The sequence below is a fragment of the Selenomonas sp. FC4001 genome (assembly GCF_000701565.1).
GTDB classification, from domain to species: Bacteria; Bacillota; Negativicutes; order Selenomonadales; family Selenomonadaceae; genus Selenomonas_A; species Selenomonas_A ruminantium_B.
Genome location: NZ_JNJF01000012.1, coordinates 127,847 through 140,663 on the forward strand (window position 1 = coordinate 127,847; position 12,817 = coordinate 140,663).

At 54.6% G+C, this 12,817-nt stretch carries 11 protein-coding genes; 6 read left to right on the plus strand and 5 right to left on the minus strand.

Features of this window, described 5'->3' with window-relative positions; all coding sequences use genetic code 11:
* Positions 1-23: 23 nt before the first annotated feature.
* Genes T320_RS06400 through T320_RS06415 form a run of 4 tightly spaced genes read right to left on the minus strand, consistent with a single transcriptional unit; the run spans position 24 to position 4,286 of the window.
* Positions 24-1,319, minus strand: a complete 1,296-nt coding sequence (locus tag T320_RS06400; protein ID WP_051608629.1) for an ABC transporter substrate-binding protein — start codon at positions 1,317-1,319, stop codon at positions 24-26.
* Complete coding sequence (locus T320_RS06405; RefSeq protein WP_026759687.1) at positions 1,316-1,987, minus strand: response regulator transcription factor; 672 nt, start codon at positions 1,985-1,987, stop codon at positions 1,316-1,318. Before T320_RS06405 ends, T320_RS06400 begins: the two co-directional genes overlap by 4 nt.
* Complete coding sequence (locus T320_RS06410) at positions 1,987-3,321, minus strand: sensor histidine kinase (RefSeq protein ID WP_037354092.1); 1,335 nt, start codon at positions 3,319-3,321, stop codon at positions 1,987-1,989. Before T320_RS06410 ends, T320_RS06405 begins: the two co-directional genes overlap by 1 nt.
* Complete coding sequence (locus T320_RS06415; protein WP_037354094.1) at positions 3,321-4,286, minus strand: sugar ABC transporter substrate-binding protein; 966 nt, start codon at positions 4,284-4,286, stop codon at positions 3,321-3,323. The genes T320_RS06410 and T320_RS06415 overlap by 1 nt, the downstream gene beginning before the upstream one ends.
* Before the next feature lie 222 nt (positions 4,287-4,508).
* On the opposite strand from T320_RS06415, the gene T320_RS06420 reads away from it, so the two are divergent.
* The 6 genes from T320_RS06420 to T320_RS13935 all read left to right on the plus strand — a co-directional run bounded on the left by T320_RS06420 (position 4,509) and on the right by T320_RS13935 (position 12,515).
* Entirely contained in the window at positions 4,509-4,871 is a 363-nt protein-coding gene (locus tag T320_RS06420) for a PTS glucitol/sorbitol transporter subunit IIA (protein WP_081824782.1), read from the plus strand.
* Between the two features lie 177 nt (positions 4,872-5,048).
* Positions 5,049-7,103: a transporter substrate-binding domain-containing protein gene (locus T320_RS06425; protein WP_037354102.1), complete on the plus strand. Its 2,055-nt coding sequence runs from the start codon at positions 5,049-5,051 to the stop codon at positions 7,101-7,103.
* Positions 7,104-7,118: 15 nt separating this feature from the next.
* A complete protein-coding gene (locus T320_RS06430) occupies positions 7,119-7,559 on the plus strand; it encodes a response regulator (RefSeq protein WP_026759682.1) in 441 nt (146 codons plus the stop codon).
* A gap of 10 nt (positions 7,560-7,569) precedes the next feature.
* Entirely contained in the window at positions 7,570-8,913 is a 1,344-nt protein-coding gene (locus T320_RS06435; RefSeq protein ID WP_037354107.1) for a PTS transporter subunit EIIC, read from the plus strand.
* Positions 8,903-10,018, plus strand: a complete 1,116-nt coding sequence (locus tag T320_RS06440) for a BMP family ABC transporter substrate-binding protein (RefSeq protein WP_037354110.1) — start codon at positions 8,903-8,905, stop codon at positions 10,016-10,018. The genes T320_RS06435 and T320_RS06440 overlap by 11 nt, the downstream gene beginning before the upstream one ends.
* Entirely contained in the window at positions 10,005-12,515 is a 2,511-nt protein-coding gene (locus tag T320_RS13935; protein ID WP_051608630.1) for an ATP-binding protein, read from the plus strand. The genes T320_RS06440 and T320_RS13935 overlap by 14 nt, the downstream gene beginning before the upstream one ends.
* A gap of 75 nt (positions 12,516-12,590) precedes the next feature.
* Here the strand turns inward: T320_RS13935 and T320_RS14205 are convergent.
* A partial coding sequence (locus T320_RS14205; RefSeq protein WP_197019389.1) for a transposase occupies positions 12,591-12,817 on the minus strand: 227 nt, incomplete at its 5' end.

The following is a 12,817-nucleotide window of genomic DNA, read 5'->3' on the forward strand; positions in this document are numbered from 1 at the left end:
ATGGCGGCTTATTTATTTGCCCGTTACTGCTGCAAATAGGCATTTATCTCCTTCTGTACCTGACTTAACGCACTGCTCAGGGACATATTTTCCTGCACGATATGCAAGAGCTTATGGTCGGCCAGATTCATGGCTTCCTTGTAACGGGGGAACTTTGGCTCCGTCATGGAATCATCCATGACCTGACTCACGATTTTCAGATTCATTTCCTCACTGCCGGGCGTAGCGGCCATAAAGAGCTGCTGCGCTTGGGGAGATTCCACCACATCCCGGCGGGCGGGCAATCCCTGTGATTTCGTCAACATCAGTTCCTGAATAGCGGGGTCATAGCAGATGGTCTTTAACAGTTCCCACGACAGGCGCGGCTCGCTGGTGCGGGCACTGATGGCCATAATCATGGTCTGCATAATAGAAGAATTATGGCCGGACGGCCCCGCCGGCAGTTTGATACAGTCCCATTCGAAGGAACTGTATTTTTTTATGCGCCAGGGATAGGGCTTATAGGTGCGGTACTCGGCAAAGGTGAAGGGACGGAAGGCCACCCGGCCCATGTCAAAGTCCTTGGCGGTAACTTCCTGCCCCTGACTGACCGCATGCAATTCGTCCATAAAATACAGGACTTCCTCCATGTTCTTGCTCATGAAGTTTGCATTGCGCCCATCCGCAGAAAAAATCTGCACGTCATTGGTGAGCGCCGCCTTGCGCCAGGTGTAGTCATAGACACCGAACTGGTCGAGCCGTCCGTCCCCATCAGTATCCTTGGTCACAGCCTTGCAAATCCGCAAAAAATCCTGCCATGTCCAGTCATTTCCTGGGATGGGGATGCCCTCTTTCGCCAGCAGGGTCTTGTTGACGAACATCAAAGTGGGCACAGCCCCCACCGGCAAAGCATAGCTGATACCGTTCCAGCGGCCATATTCCAACGCCATGGGGTAATAAACGGACGGGTCAAATTCCGTGTCCTTATTCATTGACCGGTCAAGGGGCGCCAATGCACCGATGGAAGCATAGAGGTCAAAATCCGCTCCGGGCACCACGAAGATATCCGGCTCCTCACCTTTGAGCAGGCGTTCCGCCAGCCATTCGGAGTAATCCTCTCTGCGGATGCCGCTGACATATTTCACCTTCACGCCGGGATGCTCGGCTTCAAACCGCTTGATGGCTTCTTCCATCAGCGCATAGGAATCGCCCTCCGGCACATTCCAGTTGCTGCCGGCAAATAGCCCCACCGTAAGCACCTTTGGGCGGGTCAAATACCAGCCCAGAAAGCAGGTCAAGAGCATCAGGCAGGCAAAGTAAATGGCAAATCCGCGCTTCACGATACATCCACCTCAGCAGCTGCGAGCCCTGTCTGCACCGCCCAAATGGCTAGCTGCGTGCGGTCCCTTAGCCCCAGCTTGGACAGGGTACTGGACAGACCATTGCGCACCGTGCCTTCCGAAAGCCGCAGTTTTTCCGCAATCTCCTTGTTGGAGAGGCCATGGCCCACCAGATGCGCGATATTGCGCTCCGTGCGGCTGAGACCTTCGCCAATGGGGCCGGTTTCCACGGCACTGCTGCCCTGGGCCATCTGATTGAAGAACTTCACGACCTTGGCCACAATCCCCGGATTAATCATGGCCCCGCCGGAAACGACCGTACGAATGGCCCCGGTGAGCTCAGGCACGGACACACCCTTTAAGAGGTAGCCGCTGGCTCCATATTTCAAGGCGTTAAACACGTACTCATCATCATCAAAGGTGGTGAGGATGATGATTTTGACTGCCGGATAGAGCCGTTTGACCTCGCGGGTGGCCTCCACCCCATCCAGTTCCGGCATGCGCACATCCATCAGAATGACATCTGGCTGGCTATTTGTCAGCATATCCATCAAAATCTGACCGTTTTCTGCCACGCCGGTTACTTCAATATCCTCATTCTGATCCAATACGATTTTCAGGCTTTCCCGTATGAGTTCCTGGTCATCGGCGATAATCACCTTTATCATCAAACATCTGCCTCCCCATTATTATCCATTACATTCTTCCCCATGGGTATGGTGGCTTCCAAAGTAAAGCCCTTGTCACTCCAATACCGCAGCCGCCCATGCAGAAGTTCCAGCCGTTCCTCCATATGGCGCAGGCCAAAGCCCTGCTGCGGCTTGTCGCAGCCTTTGCCATTGTCGGCAATCATGATATAGAACCGCCCCGGTTCCGTACCGCAGGTGACGGTGACCTTCGTAGCCTTGCCATGGCGGCGGGCATTGGTGATGCCCTCCTGCACAATGCGGTAGATGACTTCCTCCTCATCTTCCCGCAGCTTCTCCGGCCAGCCCAGCTCCACCAGATGGATTTCCACACCGGATGAGGCCGAGAACTCGGCGATAACCTTCTTCACCGCCTGCTGCAGCGGCATTTTTTCCAAATCATCCGGCCGCAATTTCTTCACGGAGCGACGCACGTCCACAATGCCATGGCGGGCCGTCTCCCGGATTTTTTCCAGCTGCTTCTTAGCAGCGGCCGGCACGGCATCCACCAACACAATGCAGGCATCCAGCCCGGCCACAATGCCCGTCAGGGTGTGGCCCAGCGTATCATGAATCTCGCGGGCCAGACGGTTGCGCTCACGCGTCTCAGCTGTGCGCTCTGCCTCCAAGGCATACGCCCGCAGCCGCACATTGGCTTCCTCCAACTGCTTGTTGAGGCTGGCAATGCGCTCCTTCTCATGGTGCTTGCTCTGTACCAAAAGCACCAGATAGAGCACAAACAGTACGATATTGAGCGACTGAAAGCCGTTCTTTATGGCCAGCAGCACCGACTGCACCTCCGGCCGGTAATAGGCCGTGTAGACATCAAAAGGTGCCACATGGCGTTGAAAGATGGCCATATTGTAGTTGGCCATGAAGTAAATTCCGAGCATGGCGCCCAAGAGCAGCCAGCTCTGATTCTCCCCGTGATAGCGGTGCATCAGGTCAGCCACTGCCAACAGCACAATGCCGTCATAAGCTAGATTCAGACTTTTCATCAAGAGCATACAGATGCCGATTTCCGCGGCAAAAATCAAATGGAGCTGGCCTGAAGTCATGCCGCCGTGACGGTAGAGCTTGCCCAGCAGAATCAGCAGGGCATAGGAACCCACCGACAGCAGAAAACCTTTCGAGGCTGGCAGCGGCACAATGGGCAGAGTGGTCAAAAAAGCATGCGCCGTCATGCTGTTCACGATTTTTTCCTGCGTCAGGCTCATAAACCCGGCCATCAGCAAAACAACCAGCCCATTGTATAGCCCCAGCAAACCATAGAGCCATTCAAGCCGCCGTTCCTCCCATGTATATTCCCCGGCCATTAATCCCATCCTCTCATTTCGGTTCCCAGATTATCCCGGGTAAGCAGCATTGTGGGCAGGCGCATGAGCTTAGGCACCTTTTCTCCTGCCAACAGCTTGTAGGCCTGTTCCGCCGCATGACGACCCAAAGCGCGCGGCGACTGCCCAGCCGTCGCCATCATATGGCCTTGATAAATCATTTCCTTGGTTTCCGGCACACCGTCCACACCATAGACCATCACCTTGTCCAAGCGGCCCACGTTTTGCAGGGCGGCCATGGCGCCCATGGCCGCGGGGTCATTCAGCGCCATCACCACATCGATTTCCGGATGACGTTTCAACATTTCCTGCATGGCAGGCATGGCCAGCTCCAGCTGTCCCCGGCACTCAGCCTGCGCCACCACTTTGAAATTGGGATTGCCTGCCAGCCTGTCCAAAAATCCCTGAATTCTGTCCACAGAAGAACGGGCTTCCGAATGTTTCAGCAGGGCGATATTGCCCCCGCTGGCATGTTCCAGCAAGTGCTCGGCACATTGCTGGCCTGCGAGATAATTATCCGACACCACCGTAGCGGCTACATAATTCTCATCTTCCACGTTGGTATCCACGGCAATCACCATCACATTGGCCTCTTTGGCCAGCTGCAATGCTGGCGCAATGCGCTGCCAGTCCACAGGGTTGATGAAGATGACATCCACCCCGCTGTTGATAAGATCCCGCACCGCTTCTTCCTGCCGTTCCACCGACAGCGCAGGGTCCCGGGAAATAAGCACATCTCCCCGCCGCTCCACTTCCATGCGGATTTCCTCATCCACGATTTCATAGAAGGGATTGTTGAGGGTCATATAGACCGCCCCAAACTTACGCCGATGTTCCGTCTGCCGCAGAGAAAAATCCGTCTGCATTACCTGCCACATGATAAGCCCTGTCAAAAACATCAGCAAGGCCCCCATCACGCTCCAAAAGAACCGCTCGCCCCGTTCCATACCTGCAAACTCCGCCTTTCTCAGTCAATCTAAGTCAAATTATACCGCCAATACTTAGTTTTTGCCATATTATTCCTAGTCTCCGAAAAAAAAATCAACAATAAGACAAATGTCCCCGCACATTCGCGTGGAAATATGATATAATAAAGATTAACACTCATAATGAATATGGAATGTAAAGCAAGTTAAAGGCAATGTGTATCTGTAGGAGGAATGAACAGCATGGACATTAAGTACGACGTAGCAATCACGGCCATCGGCAACCTGGCCAAGACCTTTCTCACCAATAACAACAGCGCGATCCTGTTGGATGAGGGCATCCGCCCGAACCTTTCGGATATGGTGCTGGAACACACCCCCGGCAAACTGGAAGAAGACATCAAGAAGGGCGACAAGCTCCTGATGGGCGGCATCAAGTACACCATCGAAAAAGTCGGTGACGCCGTTAATGACAACCTCCGCGAAGAAGGTCATTGCACGCTGGTGTTCAACGCCGAAGGCTCCATGCCCGGCCAGATTATCGTCAAGGGTCCGTCCCTGCCCGTGCTGACTGTCGGTGCACATATTACCTTTACCAAAAAATAAGAAACTGCCCATACAGGAGGGGCGACAAAATGTATCCACACTTTGTCGCCCCTCCTTTTTTGCTGCCTATGGCAGGATTATGACATGTCAAAGGCGAAAGTAACTTTATTATATTGTTTGCTTTGTGTCGCTTTTATTGTTGAATAATTGCGACACATATATTATGGAGGCGAGGACATGAGGATTTATTCATGGGCCAGGCGGCTGTGCGCCCTGCTGCTCATCCTTTGCACCATACTGCTGCCCGCCCGCGCCTCGGCCATTGAGGAACTGAAGGTAGGCTATGTGCCGGGGACGGGCTTTGTCGAGGAAGACCGCCCGGGGCATCTGCGTGGCAACGGCTATGAATATATGGAATTTCTTTCAGGCTTTCTGGGGGCAAAGTTCACCTATATCCCCTGCGTAAACTGGTGGGAGGCCGGCACCAAGTTAAACAGCGGCGAGATTGACCTGCTGCCTGCCATGCCCGGCGACTACAAGAGCCTGCCCTTTGCCCGGCGCACCGACCATGTTATCGCCCGCTTCCCCATGGAATTGGTGGTGCAGGAAGATTTCGCCGGCGGTCATGTGCGGCTGGGAACACTGGATTACAATTATCCCACCCCCAACCTTACCCGTATAGCCCAAGAACATGGCTTCAGCTACGAGCTGGTTACCTTCAATGAACCTGCAGCCATGAAAAATGCCTTTACCAGCCACGCCATTGATGGCTATGTCCAGCCCCTGCTGCACCCCGGGAAAGCCGAACGGGTGCTGGCACTCTTTGACCGGGTGAGTTACCGCCTGCTGGTCCGCCAGGACCGGAGCGAACTCTTTGCCCGAGTCAATGCCGCTCAGGACAATCTGCTCCTGAACCAGCCCAATATCCGCAACCGTCTCAACGATAAATACGAGCGGTCCAAGGGATTCCCCCTCGTGCTGTCCCCTGCGGAACAGGCTTACCTGCAGGATAAGAAAGTCCTCAAAGTTGCCGTACTGATGCGCAGCAAGCCCTACTTCTATCAGGATGCTGACGGAACATGGACGGGGGCCACGAAAGCCCTGCTTGACCAGCTGGCAGCGGATTTGGGCATTCAGATTGAAATGGTAGAGGAAAAATCCCTGACAGAAATCCACCGCTTGCTTAAGCGTGGCACGGTGGATATGGTCGCGGATGTGCCCTGCGATTTCAGCTGGCTGGATGAGCTGGGTCTTATCCCGACCCAGCCCTATCTCGATATCGGCTTTGTGCCCATCACCAAGCACGGCGCCGTTCTGCCGGAATCGCCCAAAGTTGCCGCCGTGGACGGACTGTTTGAAACCGTCACCTTCGTCAAGGCCAGCTATCCCGAGGAGCGGATTCTCTACTGCAAGAGTTTAGCGGAATGCTGTCAGGCTGTCAGCAACGGTCTGGCAGATATCACCTACATTCCCCGGGCTACTGTTCCCTCCCTGCTGGAATCTTCCTCGGCCTACAATCTGTCAGCAGATACGGAGCAGGTCTTTGCCAGCACCATCAGCCTCGGAGTTGCCCAGAATGCCGACCGCCGGCTTTGGCAGATTCTCAACAAGGAAATCAATCATCTGCCGCCCGGACTGCTGACTACGACCCTGAATCAGGGAACCCATGAACACATCCGGCACTTCAGCCCCCAGTATCTCCTGTACCATTATCCCCAACAGGCAGCCCTGCTGATTTTTCTCATCATGGCCATCATCATGGGCATTATCTACTACCGTTCCCGAAACCACCGTCAGCAGCTGGCGGCCATGGAGCAGCTGGCCTGCAGGGATAAATTCAGTCAGCTCCCCAATATGCTCTATCTGGAGCAGCACCTTGAAGAATTGATGACAAAAATCCCCACAGGCCCTGCAAAGCCCGCCTGCTATCTGGCGCTCTTTGCCATAACCCCCAAGGACGCCTCTGCCAGCCGCCATCTTTTGGCCCCGCCCCTGCAGGAAGCGGCCCGGCTCTTAGCGGCTAAGGAGTGGGTACTGTCCGTTGCGGCCGGAACAGTCAGCGGCGAGCTTATCTGCCTCTGTATCGCCCAAAACAACAGGCAGATGCTAAACTTTGCTGCCGAATTTGTTACGGACCTGAACGCCCTGCAGGAGAATTACGCATGGCAGGCAGGCTGCTGCCCCATGACCGAAAAAAATCTCTCCCAGGCCGAAGCAATAGCTGCCCAGGCTTGTCAGGAAGCCCGAGAAAAAGGAACCCCTGCCCGTTTTGGGGATAAACCATTGGAATAATGAGGAGGAACAACCATGAGTAAATTACCCGTTATTTTAGTCGTTGATGATGATGAAATGAATATCGCCATGGCCAAAAGCATCTTGGAAATGAAGGTGCGGGCCGAAATTCTGACCACCACCAGCGGCTCTGACTGCCTGAACATCCTGCAAAAGCGGCAGGGGGCCATTGACTTAATCCTGCTCGACATCGCCATGCCCGGCATGGATGGTCTGCAGACGCTCTCGGTCATTCGGAAAAATCCCGACTACGCCGATATGAAGGTTATCTTCCTCACCGCTGCTGCCGACAGAGAAACCATCGTCAAGGCCAGCCAGCTCAAAATCGCAGACTATGTAAAAAAACCCTTTATCCCCGCCGACCTCATCACCCGGGTGGAAAAGCAGATTTTCCCGCCCATCAAAAATCCGGAGGTCAACGATATCTTTAAGGCATTGGATAACTTGGGACTCTAAGGAGTAAATTATGGGCGGTCATAACGAGCAAGATTATAGCCAGCGGGGCGGTCTTTTGGACGGTATCATCATCCCCCTGAGCCGCCGCCTGCGCAAAATTGCATACCTCAAGGCCATTCGGGAATCCTTCTGCCTGATGATGCCGGTCATTATCCTGCTGACGCTCATCCATATGACCGGCTATCTGCTCTGCAATCCCAACGGCCCCCTGCTGGGCGAAGACTGGCTGGGGCTGGGCAGTATCCTAACCGGCGGACTCCATGACCAGGCCTACCGTGAATCCGCCTTCTTTGCATTGGGGAACCAAATCAAAGAGTATCTGGAAGTCACCAATATCCTGAACTCCCTGCTCTTTGCCATGGTGCTGACGGTGAAGCTGGCAGACCTTTGGCAGGGGAATAAATACCTTGCCCTTATCTGCACCGTATCGGCCTATCTCTTTTTAATCACCGCCTTTCCGGGCAGTTCCCATGAACTCGCCCTGTACTTTGCCGTGCGTGGCTTTTTTCTAGCGCTGCTCATCGCGACCTTCAGCACGCTCATGTTCAGCCGCCTCTCCCAGCTGAAATTCTGGCAGCTGTCGGTAGTACCCGGACTGCCCCATGAAATGGCCGTATCCCTGAAACTTCTGCTGCCTCTGAGCTTCACTCTGCTGGCCTCTTTGTTCACTGCTTTGGGCTGGATATCCATCGAAAGCGCCCTGCTGTCCCTGCCCACCCTGCTGGCCAATGCTATCCATGAAAACATCGCCCAAAGCCCCGCTCTGGCCATCGGCTACGAACTCATCCGCCGCCTGCTCTGGTGGCTGGGCCTCAACGGCAACAGCCTCACCTGTTTCTGGAGCGAAGCCTTCTATGTACCGGCCCAAACGGCCAACGAGCTTACTGGCGGCAAATTCATCTTTACCGCCGAATTCTTCGACGCCACCTCCATCTCCCTCTTGGGGCTGGCCATTTCCGTCTGGGTCTTTGCCTCCCGCAGAAAACTGCGGCGGCTGTCAGCCTACTGCTCCCCCCTCATGCTGCTCTCCATCAACGAGCCCTTCCTCTTTGCCCTGCCCATCGTCCTCAATCCCATGTTCCTCGTGCCATATCTATTGGCGCCCATGCTCAATGTATTGGTGGGCTGGCTGGCCATTCACTGGGGCATTGTCCCCCTGTTCCGCTATACGGTGGAATCCACCGCCCCCGTACTGCTGCAGGGCTGGCTGGCCACCGGTGATGTGATGGGTGCCGTGCTGCAGCTCGTTTGGCTGAGCCTTGATATCGTGGTCTACACCCCCTTTGTCATCATTTTCAACCTGCTGACGCAGGAAGAAGACCGGCGGGAGGAGGCGCAACCCCATGAAGCTTAGTAGTCACGATATGCTGAAACGCCGCTTTGTAGCCTTTGCCCTGCTGCAGGCCTTCCTGCTGTGTCTGGCCATCTTCCTCTCCATCAACTACTTTGGCTCGGCCATCTGGGAGAAGCGCGATGCGGTGGGCCTGATTCTTGCCAGCCCCAAAGATGCACCGGGCTGGCCAAGAGAAATGGCACAGGGGCTGCAAAAGGCCTGCAACGAGCGGAGTTTTAACCTCTATATCGAAGACAATGTGAACAGCGACGACAACAGCCTGGCCCGGGTAACGGAAAACCTCGTCAACAAAGGGGTCAAAAAAATCTTTCTGGCCAACCCCGGCTACCAGCACAATCTGGAAGCCATTGCCCGCCGCTATCCGCAGGTGGAATTCTACGCCAACTCCGTAGGCGAGACCATTTCCGACCGCATGTTCAACTACTCCATGCGCTACTACGAGGTGCGCTATCTGGCGGGAATGCTCGCAGGACTCCACAGCCAGACAGGTATTGTGGGTTATCTGGCCCCCTTCCCTGCGCTGGAAACCCGCCAGGATGTCAACGCCTTTGCCTTAGGCGTGCTGAAGGTGCGCCCGGAGGCCCGGATTCTCGTCCAATGGACGGGACAGTGGATTTCCCCCGAAAAGGAAAATAAGGCTCTCTATATCCTGAAACACGAAGGGGCCGATGTGATTACCTATTTTGCTGCCTCCCAGCATCCGGCGCAGGAAGCTGCCGCCTTGGGGCTCGACTACATCGACTTCCACGGTGCGGGGCTGAAAACACCCCCGCACTGCCTTGCCTCTATCGAAACGAACTGGCAGCAGGTCTATGGCAAACTGCTCCACATCAACGGCCATAAAACTGCCAACAAAGTCTACTGGCAGGGCATACTGGATGATGTGATTACCCTGCGGCTGGCCCCGAATCTCAGTCCCCGTGAAGAAGCGCTGGTACTGCGGGCCCGGCAGGAACTTTTGCAGGGCTATCCCGTATTCTCCGGCAATATCGTGGACAGGGACGGCCATGTGCGCTGTCAGGAGGGCGAAGTCATCGCCAACAACAGCCTGCGGGAAAAAATGGACTGGCTGGTGAAGGGAGTGGAAATCATTGAAACAAGATAAACGCATACTCACATTCACCCTGCACCTGCTGGGACGTTTTATGATTTTCTTCGCCATCCTGCTGCTGATAGGCTTTGCCCTGCAGAGCAAGATGAACGACTCCCTGAACCGGGAAGTGGAGAAATTCAGCACCCATCAGGGGGAAATGCTCGCCTTCGTCTACCATAATCTGCTGCAGACGAAAATCACCGAGCTGAGCAAAACCGCCACCCTGATTGCCGCCGAAAAAATCACCCCGGCCAACGGCGTCCAGTCCATCAGCGACAAGGGACAACTGGGCGGCCTGTTGGACATCAATGGCCAGAGTATCTGGGGCGTAGCCCTGCCTGCCGAGGCCAAACTGCAATGCGCCCGCACCCTGCAGGGTGAACCCAGCTGGCGCTACTACAAAGATGTAGGACTGGTGGTCATGGTGCCGGTCTATCAGGGAACCACCGTTCGCTATGTACTCTGCAAACTCCACACGGACTCATCCCTCCGGGATAAATCCTCCCCCTTCCAGTTTGCAGACAAAAAGGACGAGGAAAACATCCTGCTCTACGACACCCGCACCCAGCAGGTAGTAGTGCCCTTTGAAAACTACACAAGCAGTCCCTTCTACGATGCAGACAAGGACAGTCCCCTGGGCCTTGACCAACTGCTATCCAAATTGGACAATGCCCAGGAAGCCGCCATCTTTGACCCGAAAATCAACGCAGATTACGTGCTCTATGCCTCCCCAATTCCCGATACGAATTTCATCGCCATCGGCTACCGGGAATGGCGCTCGGTCATTACCGGCATCACCAATATCCATCTGATTGTGCTCTGGGTATTCGGCCTTTTGGTCGTGCTGTTCTGCGTCTTTATCCTCTACGCCTTCACTAATCAGGTAGCCGCCGAGGAAAGCACCGCCCTGCGGGAAGCCCGGGACGAGGCCCTGCGCGCCAATCAGGCCAAGAGCGATTTTCTCGCCCATATGAGCCACGAAATCCGTACGCCCCTCAACGCCATCTTGGGCATGAACGAGATGATTATGCGGGAGGCCAGCGGCAAGCTCAAAAAATACGCCTTCAATATCAAAAGTGCGGGAGAAACTCTGCTCTCCATCATCAACGACATTCTGGACTTTTCCAAAATCGAATCCGGCAAGATGGAAATTGTGCCGGTAAGCTACAGTCTTAGCTCCGTACTCAACGACGTCTACAACATGGTGCACTACAAAGCCGGGCAAAAGGGGCTGGCGTTCCATATGAACGTTGCCCCGGACATCCCCGACGCCCTGATTGGCGACGAAGTACGCCTGCGGCAGGTGGTCGTAAACATCCTCAACAACGCCGTCAAATACACCCCCAAAGGCTCCGTGACCTTTACCGTCAAATCACAGGGGACAGCAGAAAACGATACGCTAGAACTGGAATTCATCACGCAGGACACGGGCATTGGCATCCGCGAGGAGGACAAGGAAAAACTCTTCGCCAAATTCCAGCGGCTGGACATCGAGAAAAACCGCAATATCGAAGGCACCGGACTGGGGCTGGCCATCACCGTGAAACTGACGGAAATGATGCAGGGCAGTATCAGCGTGGACAGCATTTACGGCGAAGGCAGCACCTTCACCATTCGCATTCCCCAGCAAGTCGAAAAATATGACCCCATCGGGGATTTCAACACCCGCATTGAAGCGGCGCTGCGGGAAGAAGAACACTATCAGGAAAGCTTCACCGCCCCGCAGGCCCATATTCTGGTGGTTGACGACAACGACATGAACCTCACCGTCGTAGAAAGCCTGCTGGAGAAAACCCGCGTCCATATCCATACAGCCACTTCCGGCAAGGAATGTCTGCAGCTGATTGCCCAAAACCACTACGACATCGTGTTCCTGGACCATATGATGCCGGAAATGGACGGCATCGAAACCCTGCAACGCGCCAAAACCATGACCGACAGTCCCTGCCAGCATACGCCCTTTATCGCCCTGACCGCCAATGCCGTGGCAGGGGTAAAAGAAATGTTCCTGGCCAAAGGCTTTAACGACTACCTAGCAAAACCCGTGGATGGCAAAACCTTGGAGCACATGGTACAAAAATACCTGCCCCCCGAAAAAATCGAGGCAGCAGGCGAAAATCCCTCCACCACCCCCGCTGACCAACAAATTGACCTGACCACCGCCATGCAGTACTGCGGCAACGACGAGGAGATGCAGAAAAAATTCCTGAGCATGTTCGTCGCCCGCCGCGAAGCTGTCACAAAACTGCTGGAAAAAGACCTGACCGCCGACAACATCGCCGACTATACCACCCACGTCCACGCCCTCAAATCCACGGCGCTCTCCATCGGCGGCATAAAACTCTCCGAAGCCGCCAAAGCATTGGAAATGGCAGGCCACGCCTACTGTGACGGGCCGGAGGAAGAAAAGGCGGATAACCTGCAGTACATCAAGGAGCATCATGGCGAAACCATGGAACTCTATGCCAAACTGGCAGACGAAGCACAAGAGCGTTTTGGTATAAGCTGACAGTTTTTATTGTATACCGAGGGTGTGAATAAAAGTCTGTAAATAGGTCTTCTATGACTTTAGCATTTATGTATTTTACGGTTGTAATCTGTCAGGGTACATAATGGTCAACTCGCCCCTTACCTTACCCCAGTTCCGAATTGGCATAGTCCATTTCTTGGTAGCCTCAAACGTTGCCAGATACAATGCCTTCAGCAATGCCTGCTGGCTGGGGAAAACACTTCGCTGGCTGTTCAGACGGCGATATGAGGAATTCAGGCTCTCAATGGCGTTGGTCGTGTAAAAGGCTGTACGGACGTCTG

Bases quoted from the DNA above. Each gene is read 5' to 3' on its own strand.
- T320_RS06435 (WP_037354107.1), top strand. From the start codon at position 7,570: ATGGGCGGTCATAACGAGCAAGATTATAGCCAGCGGGGCGGTCTTTTG.
- T320_RS06440 (WP_037354110.1), top strand. From the start codon at position 8,903: ATGAAGCTTAGTAGTCACGATATGCTGAAACGCCGCTTTGTAGCCTTT.
- T320_RS06410 (WP_037354092.1), bottom strand. From the start codon at position 3,321: ATGGCCGGGGAATATACATGGGAGGAACGGCGGCTTGAATGGCTCTAT.
- T320_RS06425 (WP_037354102.1), top strand. From the start codon at position 5,049: ATGAGGATTTATTCATGGGCCAGGCGGCTGTGCGCCCTGCTGCTCATC.
- T320_RS06405 (WP_026759687.1), bottom strand. From the start codon at position 1,987: ATGATAAAGGTGATTATCGCCGATGACCAGGAACTCATACGGGAAAGC.
- T320_RS06415 (WP_037354094.1), bottom strand. From the start codon at position 4,286: ATGGAACGGGGCGAGCGGTTCTTTTGGAGCGTGATGGGGGCCTTGCTG.
- T320_RS06430 (WP_026759682.1), top strand. From the start codon at position 7,119: ATGAGTAAATTACCCGTTATTTTAGTCGTTGATGATGATGAAATGAAT.
- T320_RS06420 (WP_081824782.1), top strand. From the start codon at position 4,509: ATGGACATTAAGTACGACGTAGCAATCACGGCCATCGGCAACCTGGCC.